Annotated in this window: 19 protein-coding genes; 12 read left to right on the plus strand and 7 right to left on the minus strand. The window is 66.7% G+C overall.

What is annotated here, in order from left to right; genetic code table 11:
- Positions 1-744 precede the first annotated feature (744 nt).
- The 7 genes from ACQBAU_RS04560 (at position 745) to ACQBAU_RS04590 (ending at position 12,901) form a co-directional block, all read left to right on the plus strand.
- Positions 745-3,273, plus strand: a complete 2,529-nt coding sequence (locus tag ACQBAU_RS04560) for a hypothetical protein (RefSeq protein ID WP_465255029.1) — start codon at positions 745-747, stop codon at positions 3,271-3,273.
- Positions 3,260-4,798, plus strand: coding sequence for a hypothetical protein (locus ACQBAU_RS04565; RefSeq protein ID WP_465255028.1), 1,539 nt, complete (start codon positions 3,260-3,262; stop codon positions 4,796-4,798). Before ACQBAU_RS04560 ends, ACQBAU_RS04565 begins: the two co-directional genes overlap by 14 nt.
- Positions 4,782-6,920: a site-specific DNA-methyltransferase gene (locus tag ACQBAU_RS04570; RefSeq protein ID WP_465255027.1), complete on the plus strand. Its 2,139-nt coding sequence runs from the start codon at positions 4,782-4,784 to the stop codon at positions 6,918-6,920. The genes ACQBAU_RS04565 and ACQBAU_RS04570 overlap by 17 nt, the downstream gene beginning before the upstream one ends.
- A complete protein-coding gene (locus ACQBAU_RS04575) occupies positions 6,917-9,511 on the plus strand; it encodes a DEAD/DEAH box helicase (protein ID WP_465255026.1) in 2,595 nt (864 codons plus the stop codon). Before ACQBAU_RS04570 ends, ACQBAU_RS04575 begins: the two co-directional genes overlap by 4 nt.
- Positions 9,512-9,564: 53 nt before the next feature.
- A complete protein-coding gene (locus ACQBAU_RS04580) occupies positions 9,565-10,263 on the plus strand; it encodes a hypothetical protein (RefSeq protein ID WP_465259455.1) in 699 nt (232 codons plus the stop codon).
- Positions 10,264-10,427: 164 nt separating this feature from the next.
- Positions 10,428-11,195 carry a T3SS (YopN, CesT) and YbjN peptide-binding chaperone 1 gene (locus ACQBAU_RS04585; protein WP_465255024.1) on the plus strand — a complete coding sequence of 256 codons (768 nt, stop codon included), beginning with the start codon at positions 10,428-10,430 and terminating at the stop codon, positions 11,193-11,195.
- The gene (locus ACQBAU_RS04590) at positions 11,192-12,901 is read left to right on the plus strand and encodes an ADP-ribosylglycohydrolase family protein (RefSeq protein ID WP_465255023.1); all 1,710 of its coding nucleotides are present in this window, start codon (positions 11,192-11,194) and stop codon (positions 12,899-12,901) included. The genes ACQBAU_RS04585 and ACQBAU_RS04590 overlap by 4 nt, the downstream gene beginning before the upstream one ends.
- A 174-nt stretch (positions 12,902-13,075) precedes the next feature.
- Here ACQBAU_RS04590 and ACQBAU_RS04595 read toward each other — a convergent pair whose 3' ends face one another.
- The 4 genes from ACQBAU_RS04595 to ACQBAU_RS04610 all read right to left on the minus strand — a co-directional run bounded on the left by ACQBAU_RS04595 (position 13,076) and on the right by ACQBAU_RS04610 (position 17,493).
- On the minus strand, positions 13,076-15,250 hold the full coding sequence (locus tag ACQBAU_RS04595) for a helix-turn-helix domain-containing protein (RefSeq protein ID WP_465255022.1): 2,175 nt from the start codon (positions 15,248-15,250) through the stop codon (positions 13,076-13,078).
- 35 nt (positions 15,251-15,285) lie between these two features.
- The gene (locus ACQBAU_RS04600) at positions 15,286-15,594 is read right to left on the minus strand and encodes a hypothetical protein (RefSeq protein ID WP_465255021.1); all 309 of its coding nucleotides are present in this window, start codon (positions 15,592-15,594) and stop codon (positions 15,286-15,288) included.
- A 470-nt stretch (positions 15,595-16,064) separates the two neighbouring features.
- Positions 16,065-16,571, minus strand: a complete 507-nt coding sequence (locus ACQBAU_RS04605; RefSeq protein WP_465255020.1) for a hypothetical protein — start codon at positions 16,569-16,571, stop codon at positions 16,065-16,067.
- A gap of 22 nt (positions 16,572-16,593) precedes the next feature.
- Positions 16,594-17,493 carry an endonuclease/exonuclease/phosphatase family protein gene (locus tag ACQBAU_RS04610; protein ID WP_465255019.1) on the minus strand — a complete coding sequence of 300 codons (900 nt, stop codon included), beginning with the start codon at positions 17,491-17,493 and terminating at the stop codon, positions 16,594-16,596.
- 185 nt (positions 17,494-17,678) lie between these two features.
- Between ACQBAU_RS04610 and ACQBAU_RS04615 the strand changes: the two genes are divergently transcribed.
- Complete coding sequence (locus tag ACQBAU_RS04615; RefSeq protein ID WP_465255018.1) at positions 17,679-18,209, plus strand: NAD(P)-dependent oxidoreductase; 531 nt, start codon at positions 17,679-17,681, stop codon at positions 18,207-18,209.
- A 115-nt stretch (positions 18,210-18,324) separates the two neighbouring features.
- Here ACQBAU_RS04615 and ACQBAU_RS04620 read toward each other — a convergent pair whose 3' ends face one another.
- Positions 18,325-19,164 (minus strand): AraC family transcriptional regulator, encoded by an 840-nt coding sequence (locus ACQBAU_RS04620; protein ID WP_465255017.1) that lies wholly within the window; start codon positions 19,162-19,164, stop codon positions 18,325-18,327.
- A 199-nt stretch (positions 19,165-19,363) separates the two neighbouring features.
- Here ACQBAU_RS04620 and glmU point away from each other — a divergent pair, with 199 nt between their 5' ends.
- The 4 genes from glmU to pth all read left to right on the plus strand — a co-directional run bounded on the left by glmU (position 19,364) and on the right by pth (position 23,343).
- Positions 19,364-20,887 (plus strand): bifunctional UDP-N-acetylglucosamine diphosphorylase/glucosamine-1-phosphate N-acetyltransferase GlmU, encoded by a 1,524-nt coding sequence (glmU, locus tag ACQBAU_RS04625; RefSeq protein ID WP_465255016.1) that lies wholly within the window; start codon positions 19,364-19,366, stop codon positions 20,885-20,887.
- 32 nt (positions 20,888-20,919) lie between these two features.
- A complete protein-coding gene (locus tag ACQBAU_RS04630; RefSeq protein ID WP_465259493.1) occupies positions 20,920-21,861 on the plus strand; it encodes a ribose-phosphate diphosphokinase in 942 nt (313 codons plus the stop codon).
- A 193-nt stretch (positions 21,862-22,054) separates the two neighbouring features.
- Positions 22,055-22,723: a 50S ribosomal protein L25/general stress protein Ctc gene (locus tag ACQBAU_RS04635; RefSeq protein WP_465255014.1), complete on the plus strand. Its 669-nt coding sequence runs from the start codon at positions 22,055-22,057 to the stop codon at positions 22,721-22,723.
- A 23-nt stretch (positions 22,724-22,746) separates the two neighbouring features.
- Positions 22,747-23,343, plus strand: coding sequence for an aminoacyl-tRNA hydrolase (gene pth, locus ACQBAU_RS04640; protein WP_465255013.1), 597 nt, complete (start codon positions 22,747-22,749; stop codon positions 23,341-23,343).
- On the opposite strand, the gene ACQBAU_RS04645 is transcribed toward pth, so the two are convergent.
- Both ACQBAU_RS04645 and ACQBAU_RS04650 read right to left on the minus strand, forming a co-directional pair.
- On the minus strand, positions 23,344-24,690 hold the full coding sequence (locus ACQBAU_RS04645; RefSeq protein WP_465255012.1) for a PrsW family intramembrane metalloprotease: 1,347 nt from the start codon (positions 24,688-24,690) through the stop codon (positions 23,344-23,346).
- 206 nt (positions 24,691-24,896) lie between these two features.
- Entirely contained in the window at positions 24,897-25,322 is a 426-nt protein-coding gene (locus ACQBAU_RS04650) for a DoxX family protein (RefSeq protein WP_465255011.1), read from the minus strand.
- Positions 25,323-25,378: the final 56 nt, after the last annotated feature.

Raw genomic sequence — 25,378 nt, forward strand, 5'->3', positions numbered from 1 at the left:
TAGTTGTGGTTCGCGGACTGCTCCGGTGCCGGTGGCGCCCCCTGCATCAGTGCGGTGAACTCGTCGCCCGGCGATGCGGGAAACTCGGGCCGGACAACTGGCTTCTCCGGAAACTCGAAGAATCCCGGCGGTACGCCGTCCGGCGTCCCGGAAGATCAGGAGTGATCTGCTCGTACGCCATGTGGTTCGGCAGGGTGACGCCTTCGCCGACCGGTTGTTCTGTGTTCGGACTGGTCGGCCCGCAGGCTGTCAGGGTGGCGAGCGCGGCAGCGGTGCCCAGCACCGTTCTGCGGGAGACTGATCGGGGCTTGTCCGTCATGAAGTTGCTCCTGTCTCGGCCGCCGGCACAGCGCCGAGGTGCTGTCACGACCTAGGTCCCAAGCTGCTGAGTTCTCTAAGTTGTCACGCTTGGAGGTGTCCCGCAAGGTGTGCGCGGTGTTGGAAAGGTACCGAGGCAGATCTTTCGCTTGCACATCTCAGGGCCCCTCTCGATTCGTGGACCGAGTGTGGTAATTGTTTGGCAAGTTGGCTGTACGCAAGACGCACCCGGGTTTGGTGGAGGGCGAGTTGGAGCTCAGTGCAGGAGGAGGGTCCAGCGCGTCGTCGTGGGCGGTCCACGGACGCTGCGAGCGGTTTCGCGGATCGGACCCGCTGATCACCCACCGTTCTCGTCGTGCGTTGGCGGACTCGCTGGGTCACCCGGACACGACGGCCGGCATTCCGGAGGCTCGCTGGATGCGCGCCATGACGTTCGAGCGACTGTGCCACGACCCCGCCTTCGCGGGCGAGGTGACGACGCGGGTCGCCGGCTGGACCGGGTTGGCCCGGCCGAAGGCGGTGGCGTTGGCGGACTGTCATGTGTCGACCAGCACAACCCTGGACAAGTTGAAGGTTGCCTGCGACAACGCGAAGACCGGCACAGCCACGTTGCTGCACTCTGTCGCCGTGCCGTACCCGGGGTTCGGTGACGTGACGGTGACAGCCATCAAGCCCGACCTCGTTGTTGTGGCGTCGGGCCCGGCGGGTCCCGTCATCGTCATCGGTGACGTGAAGGACTACGAACGCGTGCGCTCCCGGATCGACGACGGACGTTTGCTGAAGGGGTTCCTGCAGGTCGCGATGGGGGCGTTCGCATTTCGGCAGTGGGAGGAGGTGTCGGACGATGCCTCGGTCAGCGACTTCGGGTTCTTGGCCGTGCCGCGGAGCGCCTTCCTGCAGCCCACGGTCGAGGTGGAACGCCTGCCGGACCACCTCGACGAGGTTCGAGCACAGTGGGAGTCTCGACTCCGCGCGGTCCAGGACGCGTCCGCCGTTGACGACGTCGCCACCCACGTCAAGCACCTGCACGCCAAGTTCGCCCCCGACACGTGTCGCACGTGTTCGCTGTTCAACTTCTGCCGGTCCGAGCTCAGGAACTCAACCTCGCCAGAGAGCCTGCTCGTCGAGATCGGCGTCCCCGTGAACGAACGTTCCGGCCTGCTGCCGTTGCTCACGGGCGGGGAACCGGGTGACCGGGCAAATCCGCGGTCGGTGTCTCGCGTGCGGGCGACCGTTGAGTCGGTCGCACAGTCGACGGGCCAGCGCCGGCTCGATCCGGCCGGCCTGCCCGGCACGGTGAACGTGGTCCTCGCCAAGAGTGACGCGGCAGCTCTCGGCTGCTACGGAGTAGGGGTTCAGCGCGTGGCCAAGGACGGTCCGCGGCCGTGGACGTTCACGCCGTTCCGCGACCCTCAGGCCCCCGAGACGCGACGCAAGCTGATGCACCTCATCGGCCGCGAGATCGAGCACGCGATGGGGGAGAACAGGAAGGCGGATCCGGACTCGCCCGCTCCGGTGCACCTGGTGGTGCCTGATCGGGCCACCGCTGACGTGCTGGCGAGCACCGCGGACCTGCTGGCCGGCGTCGAGCTCAGTCGGCTCCGGTGGAAGCGCGACCAGGACATGGGGCGTGAACTCCTCACCTACAACGGGGAGCCCGCGGTGATGCCGCAGACGTTGGAGGGCAGCCGCCGCACGGCGGTGTCGTTCCTGCTCGAGCACGACCGCGCTCGAATGCTGCAGGTGCGCGCGCCCGTGGTGGACCTGGCGTCGGTCGTCCAGCGTCACTTCGTCCCCGGTGGTGCAGAGTTCGAGGCGCGTCGCCTCGACTTCGTGGTGGAGTGGGCCACCAACGAAGGACATCACGACCACCGCTGGATCTCCGATGAGGTGGACGCGAATCCGCACACTCCGGGGGCACGTCTCACCAACGCAACCTCCGACACGTTGCACGCCGCGTTGGGCCGTGTTCGCGACGGCGCCCACGGTGCCGAGGACTCGTACGACCGGTTGGTTGCCGACGAGTTGCAGTACAAGGCTGACGTCGTCGACCGCGCCCTGGCCGCGTTGGCGACGGTTCCCGACTCCACAATGCGGAGCGCGTACCGCTCGCTCGAGGGTGACGCCCAGCGCGTGTGGCGGCGCCGCCGGGAGCTGCGAGCGTCAGACCTGGTGCGGTTCGGTCGCACGTACCGGTGGTGGCGCAATCAGCTCGTGGAACTCATCGACCAGGACGCCACCTGCTCGGAGCAGGTGACCGCGCTCACCAACCCGCTGAGGGCGGCTGAGCAGGCGACAGACGCCGGGGACCGAAGCGTCGCGTGGGCGACAGTGGAGTCGCTCAAGCCGACGGTCCTCACTGTCGAGTCCCGCCGCCTTGGCGCCGGAGACCGAGTGGTCCTGTTGGCAGTGGGGGACGAGCCGTGGGTCGAGCGTGCCGCTGCGTCAGTGAAGTCCCAGAAGGGATCGATCCGTCTGGACAACGCCAGCGCCGGACCACTCGTCGAACGGGACTCTGACGAGGCCGTCGCCACCGGCAGCGTGGGCACTCTTGAGTGGGATCCGCCGGTCGACGCGAACCTCGCCGTGGGTGACCGGATCGTCATCGCCCGGCTCGACTGGTTCAAGACGCTCAAGAGCAACAAAGGGTTCAACGTCGCCAGACCCGATCAGGACGCGGCCGGGGGGCCCACCGCGAAGTGCACGTCCGACTCGTACGTGACGAACGCGAAGGACCACCGTTGGTGCTGCCGCCCCCACGACGTGGCCGAAGCTGAGTTCGCGGACGAGATCGCCCTGCGACGAAGCCGACGAGAGCTGAACCCGGAGACGTGGCCGCCGGTCCGTGACGCAGACGGCTTCGAGGTGGTCGCGAACGGAAAGCCCACGGCCGCCGACGTGACGGTGGAGCCGGCACCAGTCCCGGACGGGGTGACGGTCGATGACGTGGACTGACGTGTCGTTCCCGCCCGTACCGGTCGTGGTCGGGAAGCATCACGCCGCTGCAGCCAGCGGGAACGAGGCAGTGACGTCGGAGGCGATCGCCGCCCTCCGAGCAGCCTTGGCGGCCCCTGCCGACGCCACCGATCGACACACCCACCTGCTGTTGCGTGCGGCCGCTGGTGCGGGCAAGTCGTTCGCCCTGCGGCGTCTGGTCGTCGACGCTGCCGGAGCACCCGGTTCACAGCGGATCGGTATCGTCGCCTTCACCAACAACCAGATCCGCCCGCTCGCTGAGGAGCTCACCAAGGAGTTGGGTAAGGAACGCGTATGCCTGCACCTGTCGAAGGACGCGTACGCGAAGCTGCCAGACGGGTTCGGCCGATCAGTGACGGTGTCGACACAAGCCTCGGGGATCCCCGCCGCCGCCGACGTGATCGTTGCGACCGCATCGAAACTGAAGGTGCCACGAGAGCAGGGACGTCTGAAGGACGCGGTCGGGGCAACCGGTGATGACCGATTGTTCGACGTTCTGTTCGTCGACGAGGCGTGGCAACTTCCGCACCACCTGTTCGACCGGGTCGAAGGCACAGCGCCGGTGATCGTCGGCGTTGGCGACGTCGGACAGTTGCCACCACTCGACGTGGCCGCCAACCCGTGGCGGGGCGACCGGTCCCACAACCCGTACCGGGCGTGGCCCGCGGCCGTCGAAGGCAAACCGACGACCTGGGTGCGGGAACTGCCCACCGTGTGGCGTCCGCCGGGAGAGTCGCTCAACCTGTGGCGAGCGTTCTACCCGACCTGGAGCGAAGACCTGTCGTCGGTCGCGGCTCCGGGAGACCGACGACTGACCATCACCGAACCCAGTGCTCCGTCCGCGGCCCTGTGGCAGCACGTGGGGGGTGGCGTGCCGACGCTGGTCGAGATAGCTGGTCTCGCCGAGTCGCCGGCGCCCGACATCGACGTGCCGCTCCTCGCACAGGTGGAGGAGTGGCTCGACAACCTGTTCGGCAGCGGGTTCGAGATCCGATCAGCCGTCTACTCCGGAGACGGCGAACCGACCGGCGACGTCGCCGTCGCCCGACCCGGTGAGTCGGACGACGGGGATCCGCTCGTCGTCATCCTGGCCACGCGGAATCAACTCGTCGACGACGCGGTTGCGCTGGCGGACAGGATCCGCGAAAAGTACGGCCTTCGCGACCGCGACCTGGTGGCGTCGACCGTCGACTCGTGGCAAGGGCGCACCAACGCGATCACGATCGCCATCCACCCGCTGACCGGCGCGACCGAACTCGACGACTTCAACTCAGCGTTCGGACGCCTCGCCGTCGCGTGCACGCGGGCGACCCACGGACTGCTGATGGTGGCGCGCGCAGGTCTGGACGATCTGCTCGACACGGCGCCTCCCCGGCCCGGCACTCCGTTCGGGGAACCGGGTGAGCGTCAGCTACCACGGCAGACCCACCAACGCATCTTGAGCACGTTCGCCCGAGTGACCGTCGACGTGGACCAGAAGGAGAACGATGTCGCGACTGTCTGACCTGCTTCGCCAAGCGAAGCAGGAGAACCCCGAGCTCGGCGCGGAGATCGAGAAAGAGGTGCGACACCTCCAGAACCGGCGCGCGTTCGGCCTCAACTTCGAGCGACACCGCCCCGAGGCGGTGGACCTGTACGGGCGACCCGTGCGACGCGGCGACAAGGTGCGGATGCTGCCGCCTCGTGGGGAGACGAAGTCGCCGGACACCCGGTTGTGGGTCGTCACCGGCGCCAAGGAAGTCGATGGCTCCCGCGTGGCTGAACTGAAGGATCGACGCTCCGACGAGACGTCGAAGTACCCGATCGATGACTTGGTCGTGGTTGCTGAGGAGAACGACGTCATCTACCCGGGCCTGGTCAGCACCGGGAAGGTGGAGCAGGGCGGCGACAAGCCCTACCATACGGTGATCAACGCTGAGAACCTGCACGCACTTAAGGCGCTGCTGTACACACATCGGGGCAGGATCGACTGCATCTACATCGACCCACCGTATAATACGGGGGCAAAGGACTGGAAGTACAACAACGATTACGTCGAGCCTGAGGATCAGTATCGACACTCCAAGTGGCTCGCCTTCATGGAGCGACGGCTGCTGTTGGCGAAGGAGTTGCTGAATCCGGCTGACTCGGTCCTCATCGTCACGATCGACGAGAAGGAGTATCTTCGTCTAGGACTCCTCTTGGAGCAGGTATTCCCAGACGCAAGAATTCAAATGTCTTCAGTTGTGATCAACTCCCAAGGAACTCCTCGCAACACGTCATTCTCTCGCGTCGATGAGTACGTCTTCACCGTGCAGCTTGGGGACTCGCGAATTGATTGGTCGTCCGATGATATGCTGGCTGCTTATGATTCGCGGAAGGAAGCTCACAGTCCGCAGGTTTGGTATCCATTGATCCGTAGCGGAACAGATCCTTTTCGAGAGAATGCGCCGAATCAATTTTACCCGATCTTTGTCGATCCCCTGAATCTTCGGATAGAATCGACTGGAGCCCCGCTTCCGTTGCACGTGTCGAGGGACACGGTGGCGCCACCAGAGCCCCGCTTGGAGACTGTCTGGCCGATTCTTGGTTCTGGCCGAGAGAGTCGATGGCAATTGAGTAGGGATTCATTTGAATCATATCTTAGGAACGGATATGTGCGCGCTGGACGCATTGGCCGAGGCGGCGTTCGTGCGATAACCTACCTCCGCCGCGGAACAATCGCTCGGATAGAGCGTGGCGAGATAGGCATCGAGGGTTTCGACCAAAGAGGGGCGGTGGAGCTTTCGTTGGGTGACTTGGGAATGAAGTTGCGAGCGCCTAAAACCATCTGGAACCGCACGGCTCACGAAGCTGGTGAGTATGGAAGCAAGCTGCTCAGAAGAATGATGCCGGACCGGAAATTTCCCTTCCCGAAATCTCTCTACGTTGTCGAGGATTCACTTAGATACTTCGTCAAGACGAAGTCGCAGGCAATCGTACTCGACTTCTTTGCTGGTTCGGGCACGACCGCACATGCGGTTGCCAGGTTGAACCATCAGGACGGTGGCCTGCGACAATGTATTTCGATAACTAACAATGAGGTTTCAGAAAATGAACAAGTTGATTTGCGAAATCGTGGATTGCGACCAGGTGACTTAGGCTGGAATGATCGAGGCATCTGTGACCATGTGACAAAGCCCCGCATCGAGGCTGCGATCACGGGCCGAACACCGGACGGTGATCCGATCAAGGGTGACTACAAGTTCACTGACGAGTTCCCGATGGCAGATGGATTCGAAGAGAATGCGGAGTTCTTCACGCTCACATACGAGGCCCCTTTAGTTGTCGCCTCGCACCACGCCTTCGGTCGCATAGCTCCACTCCTCTGGATGCGAGCGGGGTCACAAGGCCTGCGGATCGAGTCGCTGGACGCCGGGTGGGACGTCGCGGACGTGTACGGCGTGATCGAGGCGCTCGACCACCTGGGTGACTTCGTAGACGCGATCGCAGCGAAGCCGGACGTGCGGATCGCGTACGTCATTACCGACGACGAACGTCAGTTCACCGCAGCGTGCGCGGCGCTCCCAGAACACGTGGAACCCGTCAGGCTCTACGAGAGTTACTTGCGCAACTTCAGGATCGATGCTGCGAGGAGTGCGCGATGAAGTTCAAGCTGAAGGACTACCAATCTGAGGCTGTGGCGCTTCTGCTGGAGCGGCTGGAGCGCGCCCAGTCCGACTACATCGCCGACGGGACTCGGTCGTCGGTCAGCCTGTGCGCCACCACGGGCGCGGGCAAGACCGTCATGTCCGTGTCCGTCATCGAGGCGCTGTTCTACGGTGACGACGAGTTCGAGCCCGACGACGGTGCGGTTGTCGTGTGGTTCTCGGACGACCCGTCGTTGAACGAGCAAACGAGGAACCGGCTGATGGAGTCGTCGGACAAGTTGACGCTGTCCGACTTGGTCACCATCGAGTACCCGTTCGCGCGCACGGAGCTCGAGCCGGGGAAGGTGTACTTCCTGAACACGCAGAAGCTGACGAAGTCGTCGAAGCTCACGCGCGGCCAAGTGGACTCGGCAGACTCAGACCGGCTCGAGCCCTTCCAGCAGCCGGACGACCAGGTCGCCAACATCTGGCAGATCCTCCGCAACACGATCCAGGCCGACGGCCGGACGCTCTACCTGTTCCTGGACGAGGCGCACCGCGGCTTCGGCACTAAGGCCACGCGGGACAAGGGCACGATCGTACGGCGGCTCGTCAACGGCAGTGACGCGTCCCCGCCCGTACCGATCGTCATCGGCATCTCCGCGACCATCGGCAAGTTCCGCACCGCGATGTCGGACGCGGAGTTTGACGAGCAGCGGCAGTCGCTGCCAGCGGTCACTGTCGATGGGGCCCGGGTCCAGGAGTCAGGCCTTGTCAAGGACACAGTCGTGCTCGACTTCACGACCGAAGCAGGCGTGTTCGACCGCGCGCTGGTGCGGCGCGCGGCGGAGAAGCTGAAGGCGTCCACTGAGGCTTGGCAGGAGTATGCGGCAACGCAGAAGGACCCCGCCGCTCTCGTCACGCCGCTGCTCGTCCTGCAGATCCCCAACAAGCCGGACGCCGATCAAGTGGGTGACGCGCTCGACGTGATTCGCGAGGTGATCCCCACGATCACCGACGGGTCGGTGCGGCACGTGCTCGGGGAACACTCCGCCCAGGAGTTCGGCAGTTGGACGATCAACTGGATCGAGCCGCAGTCGGTCCAGGATCGCACCGACGTTCGCGTCCTGGTCGCCAAGGAGGCGATCAGCACAGGCTGGGACTGCCCGCGGGCTGAGGTGATGGTGTCATTCCGGACGGCCAAGGAACAGGACCACATCACCCAGGTGCTCGGCCGCATGGTGCGTAACCCGCTGGCGCGTCGAGTGCCCGGCGACGATCGGCTCAACTCGGTCGACTGCCTGCTCCCGTACTTCGACCGCACCGCGGCTGGCAAGGTCGTGAAGCACCTGACCGGCCTCAGCACCTCGGAATCCGAAGGGGGTCCGACCCCGCTGATCGACGGGAGGGAGACTTTGCCGAACCCGACCATCGGTGACGACGTGTGGGACGCGTGGCGAGCAACGCCGACGCAGCTGCTGCCGCAGCGGGGCGTGAGGCCAGTCAGTCGTCTCCTTCAGCTCGCCACGAACCTGTCTCGTGACGGGATCCGCCCAGGGGCGGAAGCGCAAGCCAAGGGGACGATCATCACCGAGCTCGAGGCTCACGCGACCAGGTTCACGTCCGACGTGGACCAGGCGCGCCAGGAGATCCTGACGGTTCACGGCATGTCGATCGCGGGGACGACGGGCGAGCACAAGCTGCAGTACGCGGAGTTCGAGATGGAGGCCGACGACCAGGCGGTCCTGCACGCGTTCAGGGAGGCGACGAAGGTGCTCGGCGACGCGGCACAGGCGTACCTCGACAAGCACGCGAGGGGTGAGGACGACTTCGACGACCCCGTCCGCACCGCGATGGTCGAGATCGCCGCGTTGGCGACCGTCCCGAAGATTCGTCATGAGGTCGAGAAGACCGCCAACGCCCTGTTCGACGAGTGGGACCACAAGCACCGCGCGGCAGTCGACAAGCTGAGCGACCTCCGCCGCACGGAGTATCGGGACGTCAAGTCGCAGGCGCCGGATCCGCAGACGACGCGCCTCTTCCAGCCCCGAACTCGCCTAGAGGACTTCAAGGTGTTCGACGGCGACACTGTCGTCGACGCGGCGTTGGCCAAGAAGCACCTCATGTCCGACGAGAACGGCGACTTCCCGTTGGCGCGACTGAACGAGTGGGAACGAGTGGTGCTGCAGGACGAGCTTCAGCGCGACTCCACCGTGGCCTGGTACCGCAACCCGCCCAGATCGGCCGGAGACTCGATCTGCATCGCGTACCGCAACGAGCTCGGCAATTGGCGCGGTCTGTACCCGGACTTCATCGTGTTCGACCGGGTCGGTGACAAGGTGATGCCGTCGATCGTGGATCCGCACCGGTACGACCTACCCGATGCACTGCCCAAGCTGCGAGCGCTCGCCCGGTTCGCCGAGTCACACGGTGACCGGTTCCACCGGATCGAGTCGGTGGTCGTGGTGGGCGGCAAAGTGCGGCGCCTCGACCTGACGAGCCCCCGGGTCCGCAATGACGTCAAGTACGCCAGCGACGATACCCCTGTCGTCGAGCTGTATCCCGTGCCGGACGCCCTTCATGTCATTTTCGAGCCTGAGAAGTCGTGACCCGTTACTGACCGGGTCGACGCTGAGTAGGTGGCAACAGGAGGAGCAGGTGAGTGGAGTCTTCTCACATTCCCGATGCGGATAGCCGACGTAGGGCCGAGCGGCACCCGATTTCCAGTTCACTACGCCAAGCCGCCGGACATGGCCACCGCAAGGCGATGAAGCGGATCGCCCAACTGCACTTCTGGCGGGGCGAGATTCAGGCACAGCGCTACTGGCTGGGACTGCTGGCAGACGTCGGGGATCCTCGGGCCGCCACGCTCCTCGTCATCAGCTATATCCGGAATTCACCCACCGATCTGGTTGCTGCCCGGAGCGTTTGTAGCCGGGTCAGTTCGGTGAGCCCTCACCGGGCTCACGACCTGCTGCGTGACGTCAACGTTGTCGACTGGGAACGCGCTGCGCGGTCCACGTTCGGGACGCAGCGTTCAGGCGCCAGCCGGGGCTACGTCACCCTGGTGGGCCCGATCTGGGACACCGACGTGGTGCTCGCTGGTCAGACCACGCCGTTGGCCATGGTCTACCTCCGTCCGGGAAGCAGTCATGACGAGGAGGGAATTTGGAGGGGCATGCCCGACCTCGGCTGGTTGGTTGTCCTGCTGGTCGCTGAACCGACTGGGCTTGATCCCCACGACCGTGTGCTCGAGGTGCTCATCGATCCGTGGGAGCCGCGCATGGACGACGTGGTGGCCACGGTGTGCGGGTGGCTGGGCGAGCAAGGGATGGACATGCCACATGCGAGGCGTCCATGATGTCGGGAGTTGTTCGGTCCCGAAACTGTCAGACCCTTCTGGGACGATTCTCTCAGGGACGAAAGAGGGGGAAGACCATGGACGACAACGATCAAGATCAGATCGGAAACAACGACTCCGCTTGGGAGACGTTCGAACTTCGAGTCGCGGCTCTGATGTCCACGATGGCGGATGGTGGGAAATTCACCTTGTGTCAGCCGTGTGGCGACGGCTCCAGCGATGAGCTCACCGTCGAGGCGGCTGAGGGGCTCGCGACCGTGACGATCGCTTCGCCGGCGACCGGGATCACCACCCTGGAGTTCGACGCGGCGAATCCGGACGGGCCCAACGGCCGTGGCTTTGCCGTGAGCGAGGTGCTGGTCGAGCTGATTCGCGCCGAGGGCGGACTGTCGCACCCGTCGCTGTTGACGGTCATTGCGCCTCCGCCGCTGCGGGATCGGATCGGGGTGCTCGGGCTGGCGGATCGGTTCGCAGTGGGCGAGGATCACGTCGTGGTGCCGGAGGACGACACCGAAGGTGCGCTCTGGGTGTCCGGGTACGCCATGTTGCACGCGGCGGTGCACGATCACCTGCGGGATCGATTCGGCCCGGAGGTCGAGCCGTGGGCCGACGGCGTCTTCCGGGTCCGGATCGGCCCGGTGGGGCTGCGGGTGAAGGTGGCCAAGGATCAGCCCGCGATCCACCTCGTTGCCCCGTCGGTGTTCGGGGTCCACTCGCGCGAGCAGACCGACACCGAGCTGAACGTCGCCAACCGCAACAGTTGCTGGGTGCGTTGGTCACGTCGCCAGAAGGTGGTGTGGCAGGAGCTCTCGCTGCCTGCACGACCCTTCGTGCCGTCCCAGTTCGACGCGATGCTCGACCTGTTCGTGGAGGCGTGTGTCACCACTCGCCCGGACCTGGCCGACCGACTCTCCGGGCAGGTGGCGCGATGAAGCTCACCGCAGCACAGACCGACCGCGCCATCGGCACCCTCGTCGGCGCCGCGGCGGGCGACGCCCTCGGCGCGGGGTACGAGTTCGGCTCGGCCGTGATCGACGGCCGCCCGGCCATGATCGGCGGCGGTCTCGGCGGGTTCGCCCCAGGGGAGTGGACCGACGACACCGCCCAGACCTACGCCATTGCCGAGGTGGCCGCCACCGGAGCCGACCTGCGCGACGAGGCAGCACTGGACGCGATCGCCGGACGCTTCGCCGACTGGTACGCCAGCCGCCCGCCCGACGTCGGCATCCTCACCCGGCAGGTGCTCGGGGCCGCCGGTCGTCAGCCGAGCGCCGCCGACGTACGCGACGTCGCGCGGCGGGTCCACGAGTCGTCCGGACGCTCCGGCGGCAACGGCACCCTGATGCGGACGGCAGCGGTCGCGCTGGCCCATCTGGGGGACCCGGTCGCGATCGTCGAGGCAGCCACGGCGGTGGCCGCTCTCACCCACCACGACCCGGTCGGTGGCGAGGCGAGTGCGCTGTGGTGCCTGGCGATCAGCCACACCGTCATCGAGGGTGAGCTCCCCGGCATGGCGGCGTTGGTCGAGCACCTGCCAGCCTCCCGTCGGGAGTTCTGGATGTCGGCGGTCGAGAAGGCCGAGTCGGCCGAGCCGGCGACGTTCTCCAGCAACGGCTACGTCGTCGGTGCGTTCCAGGCGGCCTGGTCGTCGATCGTGCACACTCCCGTGCCCGAGGCCCCCCCGGCTGACGGTTCCTTCGGCTGCGAGCACCTCGTTGCAGGTCTTGAGACCGCGATCGCGATCGGTCACGACACCGACACCGTCGCCAGTATCGCCGGCTCGCTGCTCGGTGCGCGCTGGGGCTACTCCGCCATCCCGTGGCAGTGGCGTCGCATCCTGCACGGCTGGCCGGGCGGCACCGCGAAATCCCTTGCTGACCTCGCGGTTCTGGCGATCCGCGGCGGCAAGCCCGACTCCCACGGCTGGCCGACGATCGAGCGTCTCGACTACACCAGCTGGTCCGGCCACGACTCGTACGCGGTGCATCCTCACGACCCGGCCGTGCGGTTGTCCGGTGCAGCCGCCCTGGACGATCTTCCCAGCGACGTGACCGCCGTCGTGTCGCTGGCGCGGCTGGGCACCAAGCAGGTGCCCGAGCACGTCGAGCACGCCGAGTTCCGGATCATCGACACCGACAACGCCGACAACCCCAACCTCACCTACGCGATCGACGACGCGGCCCGTGCCGTCAAGACCCTGCGCGACGAGGGGCACGTGGTCCTGCTGCACTGCGTAGCGGCGCAGAGCCGTACGCCGTCGGTCGCGGCCCGGTACGGCGTGCTGCTCGGCCACACAGTCGAGGAGTCGATCCGCGACGTCGTGTCGGCTCTACCGGCCGCCAACCCCCGACCGGATCTGATCGCCGCGGTGCGGAGCCTCGGAGATCCGCCGTACCAGATCGACCTGGAAGCACTGGGCGATGCGGTCAACCGGCTCACCTGCCCCCAGTGCGGCTCCTCGGAGACGATCGTCCGGGTCTGGGGCATGCCGACACCGGACCTGTACGAGTTCGCCCACAGCGTCGACTGGATGACCATCGAGGGGTGTGTCGAGCTGCTCGATGCATGGGACCTGGGCTGTGAGACGTGCGGCTATCGCCGCTTGGTGGCAGAGAGTTACGGCATCGATGTGGAGTGAACGGACACATCAAGTGTCGACAGTAGTCTGTGATCTGCGAAGCTGCTTCGTCACCCATGTTCGTACCAGTGGGCCGCGCCTCTGGCAGGGCCGCCTGACAGGATCGCACAGGCCATGATCGCGACGTTCTTCGCGAACTGCTGTGCGACCCTGTCGTGGCGATGAGACCTGACGCTACTGATTGGGCACCGAGCTGCCGGGCCACGGAAGTGTGTCCAAGCTCGCCAGGGCGGCCTTCAGCGTCGCCGCGAGTCGTCGGTAGTGAGCTGGATCATCCGCATGCTCGCGCAGCTCCGCGATTTTCTCGTCATAGCCAGCGACGACCGCATCGACGCCGCGATCGAAGTCTTCGCGGACGCCTGCCCAGAACGCCGACAAGGCTTCGTGCACCGGAGGGGATGCCTCCGAACGCCTCGTCTTGGGTGTGCCGAGAAGCATGGCCAGCACGACCTTCTTGTGGATCTCACGCGCAAGCTGCTTGCGCCAATCGCCCCTTACCAATCTGGTCCCGACTACCGCGGTGACGGCCACCGCCGCGAGGCCAAGGGTGATAGGCCCTCCGATTGCGGCAACAGCAGTGACTGCTGCGGCCCCGCCACCCACGCTGATCCCCAAAGTCGACAGGACGCCTACGCCTTGGGCCACCAAGATGTAGGCACCCAAGTTCCCCAAGGTCGCGGCGTAGGCCCCGATCGCTCCGACTCCTGCCGCGCCGAGCGCTCCACCGCCGAGACCACCGACAAATCGTGCGCGCATCCCAGGGCCTGCTCGCAGCTTTCCAGTGGCTCCAGGCAGATCGTCCAGCGTCTTGCTGAGTGAGTCACCGAACCCATCCAGGATAGTGCTGAGTTGTGACGCCTGACGACTCAGGTCCTTCTCGATCTTGGTTCTGATCGCGGAGTGGATGAGGGCCGGCGCGTTCCTGCTCGCATCCTTCCTCTCCGTGAATCCGCGTCGAATGATCACTTCGATACGCTCGGGAGTGTAGCTGTCCAGAATGGACTTGGTTGACCCAACGCTGGCCACTGAGAGTTGCTGGATTTGTTCCCGTGCTGCGATCGCCTTGGTGTCGGTCACCGACATGAACTCCGCGCGGTCCCGCTCCAGAGCGTCTGCGGCTGCTGCGAGCTCGTCAGAGTGTCGAGCTGAATACTCAGCCTCTTCTTGCCGTTCTGTCAGGGAAGAACGGAGACTTCTGTAGAGGAGGTCAAAGGTCTCTTGGGCAGATGAAATATGCTGTTCAGGCAAGGTGTTCTTGAGCATCGTGCGAATGTTCTCAAGGAAATCTCTAACACGTTCGCTGTTCTCCGGGGCGAAAGCGGTCATGCGCTGCCTGAGATCAGCGGCGGTGGTCGAACCGTTGGGATCGATAGTCCCCATGTGGCGATCCCAACGCTGTGCGGCGCTACTCAACAGTGAGTTCATAGTGCTGGACGATATCCCTGAGTGAGCGTGGGTTGCAGTCACAGCAACCCGACTTAGCCACGACTCGGATGTTTGAGACTCGGAGCGCAACATATTGACAGCCTCGGTTAGCTGCGTCAAAGAGGTGCCGTCCAGGAAGCCGTTGCACGAGTCGGCGAAGATCACCGCTTCGAATCGAGCGATCTCAGTCAGGCCGATGCTGTCCATTGACTCGCCGAAGCCAGGCATGTCGATCAACGTGCAGGACCGCAGGACGGGCGCATCACAGAACGCCAAGGCGAGCCCTTCGTCGTGGGTCACTTCGTCGCGCTCAAGCAGATCGAAGGAGCCCGCTCGGCCCATGTGCTGGCGAAAGTGGTCTCGTTCACGCCAGCGGCGCATGTCGAGTCCGTGCCTCATCAGGATGACGTCGTGCTCGATGAACGGTGGTCGGTCCTCCGTGTGCATCACGTACGTGGGAAGCCACGTCTGGGGCTGGAACCCAGTCGGGAGGTGGCGTTCGCCGAGGAGTGTGTTGATGAGCGTCGTCTTGCCAGCATCGAACTTGCCCAAGAGAGCGACACGCGGCTTCTCGCGGAAGGATCTGGTCAGGTCGCTGACTGACTGTGCCGCGTCTTCATCGACCCCACTGAGCTGGCCATCCTCGACAACACTGTGGATTGTGTCCAACTGTTCACGCAGCGAGGCGTACGGACTCCCTACATCGACACCGGGGAGGTCGGGTCCTTCAACGACCATTTGGGTCTGACCTAGGATCCGCAGCATCGCCAGATACGCACCGGCTGGGACTGACTCAGGGTCTCGCTCATACCGTGAGACCTTTGATTGATCCCAGGTCTCCTGCGGTTGCAGGTGCCCAAGTTGCTCGGCCAACTGCTGTTGGCTCAGCCCCGCTGCTTCGCGGAGCGACTTCAAGTCTTCCATGAGGTCTCCATTTCATATGAGTGGTTGGAGGGATGTCAGTCAGTGAGGCCCAGCCCGAACGCCGAGATCAGTGCGCGATGAAGATCATTGACGACCTTCATGATCTTGCCGGGGAGGCCCGGAAGGTTGGCAGCCCACGTCAGAAACTGGTCGATGAGGATCGCCACTTCGGTGTGCGACCGGCGAACGTCGGCGTACCACTCGGCGAGGCGCCAGCTCGCAGACGCAACCTCGTGCGCGAGGTGTGTGCAGCGCTGCCCGAACTGGACGAGCAACTTCTGCAACTTGGCGACCAGAGTGTCGAGCAGGTTCTCTTCGGCGTAGCTGAAGGCGTACGTGGTCATGCTGATACTCCCTTGTGGTGGGGCCCGTCCGTAGGGGCGAGGGCCGCTGCTGGGTGTGAAGATCGTAGTGCTCCAAGCGTATTCCACATAGGGGCCTGAATGCAAGCCAGTCATGTGGAATCTGCTTGAACTGGGTGCGGTACGGGCTGGAGCCCATCACTGGCGCTGCCACGGCGGCGTCACGCGGCAGTCGGCGACCAGGTCCAAGTAGCCTCGACGGTGGCAGGTTGCGATCCTTGCCGAGGAGGCGCTACATAGACCTGTTGGTACCCAGATCGGGTACTCCTAGGGCACGCAACGCCTGGCCACGCAGGTGGTGCTGGCACCAGATGACTCAGCTGACCGAAGGGATCTGGGGGCCGATTCGCACGGTTGGAGTGGCCCGACGGGCCAACAGTGCATGCTCAGCACTGTCCAGCGTCCGTAGCAGGGATGCTGTGGCTGCGTGGGTCGGACGGGTGGCAGAAGGGTCAGGAGTTCCTGACGGCCAGCTCGTCGAGCGGGCAGCGTGCCCCGGACTCCTCGAGGCGACGTCGTACGCGGAGCAGCCGGTTGGCGGTGGGCCACGTGTTGATCATGACTGCGGCCGCGGCGACTCCCATGCCGGACAGCACGACGATCGCGTGGACGTCGGCGCTGAAGGCCAGGAGCAGCAGGATCATCGCCGCCGCCTCGCACAGCGCCGCCTGAACAAGGCTCAGTGTCTGCAGCCGGGCCATCCCGTCGCTCACGGGCCTGGGAGTGCCGCGGGGGAGCGGCTTGACGATCACCGGGAGCACGAACCAGGCAGCGATGCCGCCGATGACCGAGAGCAGGATGCAGAACCCGAGCTGGGACGGGACGATCCGGTCTGACTGGGGCAGGATCATCATGGCGACGACGCCGAGCGCGATCGCGCCGCCGGCCATCGACCCCATGAGCATTCTGAGTACCTTGATCTGCTGTTGGACTGCGGCGGCGGTCATGTCGTTGCTCACCTGTCCAACCCTACGGGGAGGCTCAGCGGCCGGCGAAGCCGTGGCGCAGCGTGGAGCGCGCCCGCAGCAGGTGATGTCCGGCCGGGCTGTCCGCATACTCCATCGTGGCGGCGGTGCCCCACGGGGTCCGGTTCGCCGACATGAACACGTAGTCAATGCGCCGGTTCTTGTCGGTGGTCGGCTTCGTCAGACGCCGAGTGCGCTCCAGCTGGGACACGTCGTGGAACGCCCCGTTGCCGCCGACCGCCGGACCCATGATCAGGTTCATGTCGGCCGCGTGCTCCTCGTTGCCCGGCTCGGAGGTGAGGTTGAAGTCACCGCCGACGATGACCGCCCAGTTGGCCTCCCGGTACGGCGCGGTGTGGTCCATGATCGAGCCGACCTGCGGGGCCCGCTCCGGCTGCGTGCCACGCCCACCCGACGTCGGATACGCCGACAGGTGGGTCGAGCAGCCCAGCGTCGGAATGCCCCGCTGCCGGAACTCGACACACGCCATGCCGAACTTCTCCACCCCGTCGGCATTGTTGTTGGGGTAGTCGACCACCAAGGTCGGCCCATTCGGCGCCCGGGTGTGGATCACCGCCTCGCCGATGAAGTCGCCGTAGCAGCCGGGATTGTTCTTGCCGCCGAAATGACGCTTGCGCGGGTGGAAGGCCATCGTCCAGTTCGGCTTGCTGCGCTGCAGTTCGGTGAACCAGGGCAGGCACACCTCCTGGACGGCGACCAGGTCGGGCTGGAACTCCTCGATGTGCTGCAACAAGAAGTCCCAGGCCTCGGGGACATGGTCGGTGTTGTGCTGGATCACGCGGATCGGAGCAGCCTGGGCTCCCCGGCCACCCGACCCGGGGGCGGCGACAGCAGTCACGGTGACGGTCAGCAGGGCAGTCACACAGGTGACGGCCAACAGCAGGATTCGGCGCATGGGGGAACGCTATGGCGGCATCGACGACCGGTGGGCGACGCAGAAGTGACCAGCACGCGACGAATGGACGACACTCTCGCGACGTGGACGATCGCGCATGCGTCCAAGACTCCTCAGCATGGCTCACCGTCTCCGAGTGGAGTCAACTGGGGTGCACCAACAGCCACACGCGCCAGGAGGAAGTCATGAAGGTCATCGTCTTCGGAGGCACCGGCACCGTCGGGCGGCTCGTCGTCGACCAGGCCGTGCAGCAGGGCCACCAGGTCACCGTGTTCACCCGCGATGCGGCCACAGTCCCCCGATCCGAGCCCGGTCGAACCGTCGTCGAGGGAAACGTGTTCGACGCCGAGGCACTGGCACCGGTGGTCGCCGGTCATGACGCCGTCGTCGTCGCCCTCGGCGCCGGTAGCCGCGGCGGGGTGCGTGCCCGCGGCACGGCGGCGGTGATCGCGGCGATGCAGGCCAGTGGGGTCCGCCGACTGATCGTCCAGTCCACCCTCGGGGTCGGCGACAGCCGCGGCAACCTCACCTTCTTCTGGAAGTACGTGATGTTCGGCGTATTGCTGCGCAGGGCGTACGCCGACCACGTCGAGCAGGAGCGGTTGACCCGGGCCAGCGGTCTTGACTGGACGATCGTCCGGCCGGCGGCCTTCACCGACGGGCCGCGCACCGGGAAGTACCGCGCGGCTTCGGGCCCCACGACCGGGCCAGTGTGAAGATCTCCCGCGCCGACGTCGCCGAGTTCATCGTCGAGCAACTTGCCGACGCCACCTGGCTGCACCGCACACCCGCACAGGCGTACGCCCGAGGGTCATGATCAACAGGTCGGGCCTACCCCGTCTGCGATCCGGCCGTGGCCGACCGCGTACGGTGCTCGGTCGGGCTGATGCCGCGCTCCCGCTTGAACGCCGTGCTGAGGGCGAACGCACTGCTGTAGCCGACCTCGCGGGCCACCGCCTCGATGGTGGTGTCCGACTCCAAGAGTCGGTCGGCTGCGATGGCGAGCCGCCAGCCCGTCAGGTAGGCCATCGGTGGTTCGCCGACCAGGTCGGTGAACCGGCGTGCCAACGCCGCCCGTGACAGGGCGACCCGGTCGGCCAGTTCGGCCACCGTCCACGGATGCGCCGGCTCGGAGTGCAACAGGGTCAGCACGGGACCGATCACCGCGTCGCGCTGGGCCGCGTACCAGCCGACCCGGGCCGACCCGGGCCGGGTGTGCCAGGCCCGCAGCACGGCGACCAGCAACACGTCGAAGAGCCGGTCCAGGACCGCACCCTGGCCGGGCTCGTCCTTCACGATCTCGTCACCGAGTACGTCGACCAGCGGGCTGTCAAGGGCGTTGGCGGGGACGTGGATGACCGGCGGCAGCGCGGCGAGCAGTCGGTGGCTCAGCTCACCGCGGAGTTGGTAGCAGCCCAGCAGCAGCCGGGTCGACCCGTCGGGATCGTTGCCCCATCGGCGCAGTCCCAGATCGAGGTCGGCGGTGCGGTCCTCACCGGTCGGGGTGATCGAGCGCATCCCCGGCCGGATGATCACGTCGGGTGGGGTGTGCGGGGTGTCGGCGACGGTGACCGGTTCCGTACCGCGCGCGATCAACACGTCGCCGGCCCGCGCCTCGACCGGATCACCTGCGTCCGGGGTGAACCAGACGGTGCCGCTGATCACCGCCACCAGGCCCAACGGGGACTCGTCGGCGAGCCGGATCGACCACGGCGCTCAGGCTGGCCCGCAGCAGATAGGCGTCGCGACCGCGCGGGCCGTCGAGCAGTCGGGACAGGGCATCCACCGGTCGAGTCTAGGCGGATTTCCCTGCAGGTGACGGGAAGGTAACGTACCGCCCACGGTCACCGTCCAGCTGGAGGAGAGAACCGTGACAGAACAGTCCGCCGAGCCACGGGTGGCTGCCGCGATCGTGTTGGCGGCCGGGAGCGGCACCCGGATGAAGTCGGTGAAGTCCAAGCTGCTCCACGAGGTCGCCGGACGGTCCCTGGTCAGCCACGCGATCCGCTCGGGTGAGTCGATCGGCCCCGACCGCCTGGTCGTGGTGGTGGGCAAGCTCCGCGAGCAGGTCGAACCGCACCTGGCCGAGGTGGCGCCGGAGGTGACGATCGTCCCGCAGACCGACGACGGGTACGGCACCGGCCACGCCATGCGGTGTGCGATGTCGGCCCTGGGCGAGGTGACCGGTGAGGTGCTGGTGGTCGGCGGTGACGTCCCGATGCTGCAGCCGGAGACGCTGGCCGAGATGGTGGCCGCTCACCGGGCCGAACGGGCCGCGATCACCGTGCTGACCGCACGGGTCCCCGACCCGACCGGGTACGGCCGGATCATCCGCGGCGCGGACGGTGGGGTCGACCGGATCGTCGAGCAGAAGCGCGGCACCGCCGAGGAGTTGGAGGTCGACGAGATCAACTCCTCGATCTACCTCTTCGACGGCAGCGTGCTCACCGACGGCCTGGCCCGGCTCACCGACGACAACGCGGCCGGGGAGTACCAGCTGACCGACGTGATCGGGATGGCCCGGGAGGCAGGCCGTCGGGTGTCGGCGTACCTCACCACCGACACCTGGCAGACCGAGGGCGTCAATGACCGGGTCCAGCTGGCCGCCATGCACGCGGAGATGAACCGGCGGATCCTGCGACGCTGGATGCTCGCCGGGGTGACGATCCTCGACCCCGCGACGACCTGGATCCACGACGCCGTCGAGCTCGCCACCGACGTCACGCTGTTGCCGAACACCTCCCTGGAAGGTGCCACCTCGGTCGCGTCGGGGGCCGTGATCGGCCCGGACACGACCTTGCTCGACTGCGAGGTGGGGGCCGGTGCGCGGGTCGTACGGTCACAGGCGCAGCTTGTCGTGATCGGGCCGGGCGCCACCGTCGGTCCGTACTCCTTCCTCCGTCCCGGCAGTGAGCTCGGGGACGGGTCGAAGGTCGGTGCGTTCGTGGAGACCAAGAACACCAAGCTCGGTGCCGGTGCGAAGGCGCCACACCTGAGCTACCTGGGCGACGGGGTCATCGGGGAGGGCGCCAACATCGGCGCGGGGGTGATCTTCGCCAACTACGACGGGGTCAGCAAGGGGACGACCACCGTCGGCCGGAGCTCCTTCATCGGCAGCAACAGCACACTCGTGGCGCCGCGGGACGTGGCCGACGGGGCCTACGTCGCCGCCGGCTCGATCGTCACCAATGACGTCGAGTCGGGCCAGCTGGCGGTGGCGCGTGGACAGCAGCGCAACATCAATGGTTGGGTGGGCAGGAAGAGGCCGGGCACCACGACCGCGGCCGCCGCCGAGGCCGCCGGCAACCAGACCAGTTCCAGCAGTGACACCGGGGACGACACCGGGAACCCCACTGCGAACGACACAGGAATCGACACAGGGGAGCGCGCGTGACCGGGGTGAAGCAGCCCAACGAGAAACACCTGATGCTGTTCACGGGGCGTGCACACCCCGAACTGGCCGAGGAGGTCGCGCAGCTGCTCGGGGTGGACATCGTCCCGACCCGTGCGTTGACGTACGCGAACTCCGAGATCTACGTGCGGTTCGAAGAATCCGTCCGCGGCTCCGACGCGTTCGTGATGCAGAGCCACGCCGCCCCGGTGAACGAATGGCTGATGGAGCAGTTGATCATGATCGACGCGCTGAAGCGCGCGTCGGCCAAGCGGATCACGGTGGTGTCGCCGTTCTACCCGTACGCCCGGCAGGACAAGAAGCACGCCGGCCGCGAGCCGATCTCCGCGCGGCTGGTCGCCGACCTGTACAAGACCGCCGGCGCCAACCGGCTGATGTCGGTCGACCTGCACGCCGCCCAGATCCAGGGCTTCTTCGACGGACCGGTCGACCACCTGTGGTCGCTGCCGGTGCTGGCCGACTACGTGTCCGAGCACTACGACGCCTCGGAGATGACCATCGTGTCGCCCGACGCCGGCCGCGTGCGGCTCGCCGACATGTGGACCGACCGGCTCGGCAGCCCGCTGGCCATCATCCACAAGCGGCGCGACCCCGACGTCGCCAACCAGGTCGCGGTGCACGAGGTCGTCGGTGACGTCGAGGGTCGGGTCTGCCTGCTGGTGGACGACATGATCGACACCGCCGGCACCATCTGCCAGGCCGCCGAGGCGTTGGTCGCCAGGGGCGCCAAGAAGGTGATCGCGGCCACCACCCACGCGGTGCTGTCCGGTCCGGCGGTGGAGCGGCTGCGCGACTCGGCGTTCGAGGAGGTCATCGTGACCAACACCCTCCCGATCCCCGAGGAGCGTCGGTTCGAGGGGCTGACCGAGCTGTCGATCGCACCGCTCATCTCGCGGGCGATCTCGGCGGTGTTCACCGACGGTTCGGTGACCTCGCTGTTCAACGGCGCACCCTGAGCGCTCCGTCGACTTGGCCGGAACGAGCCGACCACGATAAGGTGACTCGGTTGTCTCAGGCGAGGGGCCCGACGTTGTCGGTCCCGTGATCGACTGGCGAGGTTCGCGGCCGTCCGCGTGCGAGCGCCGCTGCCGCCCCCTCGCCGGTGACCGACACCACGATCCAGGTTCACGTACGTCCAAGGAGTCCGTCATGTCCGAGGTCAAGCTCGCCGCCCTACCGCGCACCGAGTTCGGCAAGGGTGCCGCCCGTCGCACCCGTCGCGCCCACCGCATCCCCGCCGTGCTGTACGCCAACGGTGTCGATCCGATCCACGTCACCCTGCCGGGGCACGAGACGATGCTGGCGCTGCGCGTCGACAACGCCTTGCTGACCATCGACATCGAAGGTTCCGAGCAGCGCCTCGCCCTGCCCCGTCAGGTGCAGCGTGACCCGCTGAAGGGAACCATCGAGCACGTCGACCTGATCATCGTGAAGCGGGGTCAGAAGGTCGACGTCGACGTCGCCATCCACATCGTCGGCGAGGCCGCCCCCGACAGCATGGTCAGCGTCGAGCACAACGACATCCGCGTCGAGGCCGAGGCGACCAACATCCCGACCGGCTTCGAGGTCTCGGTCGAGGGCCTGGAGCCCGGTGCGCAGATCTTCGCCAAGGACATCACCCTGCCCGAGGGCACCGTGCTGGCCATCGACGAGGAGACGTTGATCGTCAACGTCACCAACGCCCCGACGCAGGCCGAGCTGGACGCCGAACTCGCCGAGGCCGAGGCCGAGGCGGGCATCGAGCACGACGAGCCCGAGGACGCGTCCGGCGAGGGTGAGTCGGCCGACGCCGCCGGCGACGGCGACTCCGACGAGTGAGCTCCTGACGGGGTGCGCAGACCATGACCTGGTTGGTCGTCGGGCTGGGTAACCCCGGGCCCTCGTACGCCACGCACCGGCACAACGTCGGTGCGATGGTCGTGGCCGAGCTCGCACGGCGGGCCGGGGAGGGCTTCACCTCGGCCCGCGGCATGCGGGCCGAGGTGGTCACCACGCGGCTCGGTACGGCCGGTGTCGGCGTCCCCACCCCCGGCGCGCAGAAGCTCGTGCTGTGCCGGACCCGGACCTACATGAACGAGTCCGGGATCAGCGTCGGCAAGGTGGCGGCCTTCCACGACGTCGCGCCCGAACACGTGGTGGTCATCCACGACGAGCTCGACATCGACTTCGCCGCCCTGCGGATCAAGCTCGGCGGGGGCGACAACGGCCACAACGGGCTCAAGTCGATCCGGGCCCATCTCGGCACCGGCGACTACTACCGGATCCGGGTCGGGATCGGCCGGCCACCCGGTCGGCAGGACCCGGCGGCCTACGTCCTGTCGGACTTCGGCAGCACCCAGCGCAAGGAACTGCCGATGCTGATCGACCGGGCTGCGTACGCCGTCGAGACCTTGGTCACCGACGGACTGACCGCGACCCAGAACCGCTTCAACGGTTGATCAACCCCGTGGGGGTGGCGGTTGTTGCTGGTACGGGGGTTGTTGCTGGTACGGGGGTTGCTGCTGCGGCGGGGGACCAGGCTGCCCCTGGTACCCCTGCGGTGGCTGTCCTTGGTGTCCCTGGGGCGGCTGTCCCTGGTGGGGCGGTGGCTGGTGGCCCGGTACGGGCTGCGGCTGGCCCGGGATCGCCGGTGCCGGTCCGACCGCCGGGATCTGGTCGACGTACGGGTTCTCCCGCCGGTCGATCGCAATCGTCTCGGTGAGCTCGGCGTGCATCGCCCGGGAGCGCGCATCGTCCAGCCCGTTGTCGATCCGGTCGCGGGCGAAGGCCAGCTCGGTGGTCGCGTCGATCATGGTCCGGGTGGCCTTCAGCACTTGCGGTCCCTGTTGCTTGGCGAGCGTACGGGCCTCCTTGCGGCCGGCCGACGTGCCCAGCCAGTGCCCCTGTGCCGGGGTGATGATCTTGTCCCGGACGAGTCCCGGCAGTGCCTTGACCACCAACTGCTGCTCCCGCCGGCGGGCGATGATCGCGACCACGACCAGGCCGACGAAGACCGGCACCATGAACAGGAAGTACATCACCAGCAGGCCGACCACACCGAAGAGTGTCGGGGCCGCATTCCAGATGAAGTGCAACAGCATCGCACCGGCGAAGCCGGCGATGATCAGGCCCACCTTGGCCCCGCTCGACTTCTTGCGACCGGCGTAGTAGACGCCCAGGGCCGTCATCGTGGTGAACAACGGGTGCGCGAACGGCGAGAACACCAGGCGCACCACGGCAACCCCGCTGAAGTTCGCGGCGTTGTCGACCAGGTACAAGATGTCCTCGGCCCAGGCGAAACCGGCCGCCACGATGCCGGCGAACACCAGGTGGTCGACCAGCGAGGTCATCTCCTTGCGGCGCCGTCCGGTGAGCATGAACAGCAGGAAGGCCCCCTTGATCAGCTCCTCGACGAACGGGGCGGAGATGATGGTCGCGAAGACATCCCCGAACAGCGCTCCGGCCAGGGTGTTGAACACCATCGCCACGGCGGTGGACAGGCCCGCGCCCCACAGGAACGCCAGCAGCAGCAGCCGGGGTGGCTCCGGCTCCCACCGGTCCAGCATCAGGTAGCAGAACACCACCACGCCGATCGCCACGGCCGACACCACCGCGCCCAGCAGCATCACGCCGGGGTTCGCCAGGAAGATCAGGCCGAGCAGCAGCAGCATCAGCACGCCGCACACGATGATCAGCGCCAGTGGCGCACCGACCTTGATGACCGAGCGTTGGGCCGGCGGTCGGTAGTGCTGTGGGTTGGGGTGGTTGCCGCGGTGCAGTCCGGTGTCGGGCCGACCCTGCATCATGCCCGGTGGTGGTCCCTGGGGTGCTCCCGGATGCCCGTGCGGTGCCCCGGGATGTCCGGGTGGCGCGCCGGGATGTCCGGGTGGCGCGCCGGGGGCAGCGATCGGCGGTTGGCCGGGCTGTTGCCGCCACGGCTCGCTGGGTTGCACGACTGAGTCACCACCTGGGTCTCGGGGAGGCCGGCCGGACGGCGGTCGGCCCTCCCAGACTATGCCGTGGTGGGCCGATTCCTCCGCATCCGGAAGCGCAGCACGGCGATCGCGGCGGTGACGAGGGCCAGCACCAGGGGCAGTACGACCGAGCCGCCGATCACCGCCACGGTGGCGATCACGGCACCGATCATCAACAGCGACAGGCAGGCGGCGGCGAGCGGGGTCAGCCTCGGGATCAGCAGTCCGACGGCGCCGGCCAGCTCGCACACGGCGACCAGGAAGCGCATCCACGGTTCGGTGCCGAGGGTGATGAACATGTCGACCTGCATCTGGTCGCCGATCAGCTTGCTGATGCCGGCGAACGCGAAGTTCAGGGCGACCAGGGCCTGTACGACCCAGAGCACGATGCCGAGCGCCTTGCGCCCGCCACCGGAACGGGGGGTGTCTTGGGTGGGGGAGGGGGAAGGTGCGGTGGAAGTCACAGTCCTCGAGGCTGCCACCGGATCGGGGCTCCGACCATGGAACCTCGACGTGTGCT

Source organism: Carbonicoccus niuqiaonis, assembly GCF_050157065.1.
GTDB lineage: Bacteria > Actinomycetota > Actinomycetes > Propionibacteriales > Propionibacteriaceae > Avipropionibacterium.

Excerpts from the sequence above, each read along its gene's own strand:
- ACQBAU_RS04570 (WP_465255027.1), top strand. The coding sequence starts at position 4,782 with ATGTCGCGACTGTCTGACCTGCTTCGCCAAGCGAAGCAGGAGAACCCC.
- ACQBAU_RS04560 (WP_465255029.1), top strand. The coding sequence starts at position 745 with ATGACGTTCGAGCGACTGTGCCACGACCCCGCCTTCGCGGGCGAGGTG.
- ACQBAU_RS04610 (WP_465255019.1), bottom strand. The coding sequence starts at position 17,493 with ATGCGCCGAATCCTGCTGTTGGCCGTCACCTGTGTGACTGCCCTGCTG.
- ACQBAU_RS04575 (WP_465255026.1), top strand. The coding sequence starts at position 6,917 with ATGAAGTTCAAGCTGAAGGACTACCAATCTGAGGCTGTGGCGCTTCTG.
- ACQBAU_RS04590 (WP_465255023.1), top strand. The coding sequence starts at position 11,192 with ATGAAGCTCACCGCAGCACAGACCGACCGCGCCATCGGCACCCTCGTC.
- ACQBAU_RS04595 (WP_465255022.1), bottom strand. The coding sequence starts at position 15,250 with ATGGAAGACTTGAAGTCGCTCCGCGAAGCAGCGGGGCTGAGCCAACAG.
- ACQBAU_RS04635 (WP_465255014.1), top strand. The coding sequence starts at position 22,055 with ATGTCCGAGGTCAAGCTCGCCGCCCTACCGCGCACCGAGTTCGGCAAG.
- pth (WP_465255013.1), top strand. The coding sequence starts at position 22,747 with ATGACCTGGTTGGTCGTCGGGCTGGGTAACCCCGGGCCCTCGTACGCC.
- ACQBAU_RS04630 (WP_465259493.1), top strand. The coding sequence starts at position 20,920 with ATGCTGTTCACGGGGCGTGCACACCCCGAACTGGCCGAGGAGGTCGCG.
- ACQBAU_RS04585 (WP_465255024.1), top strand. The coding sequence starts at position 10,428 with ATGGCGGATGGTGGGAAATTCACCTTGTGTCAGCCGTGTGGCGACGGC.
- ACQBAU_RS04615 (WP_465255018.1), top strand. The coding sequence starts at position 17,679 with ATGAAGGTCATCGTCTTCGGAGGCACCGGCACCGTCGGGCGGCTCGTC.
- ACQBAU_RS04600 (WP_465255021.1), bottom strand. The coding sequence starts at position 15,594 with ATGACCACGTACGCCTTCAGCTACGCCGAAGAGAACCTGCTCGACACT.
- ACQBAU_RS04565 (WP_465255028.1), top strand. The coding sequence starts at position 3,260 with ATGACGTGGACTGACGTGTCGTTCCCGCCCGTACCGGTCGTGGTCGGG.
- ACQBAU_RS04645 (WP_465255012.1), bottom strand. The coding sequence starts at position 24,690 with ATGATGCAGGGTCGGCCCGACACCGGACTGCACCGCGGCAACCACCCC.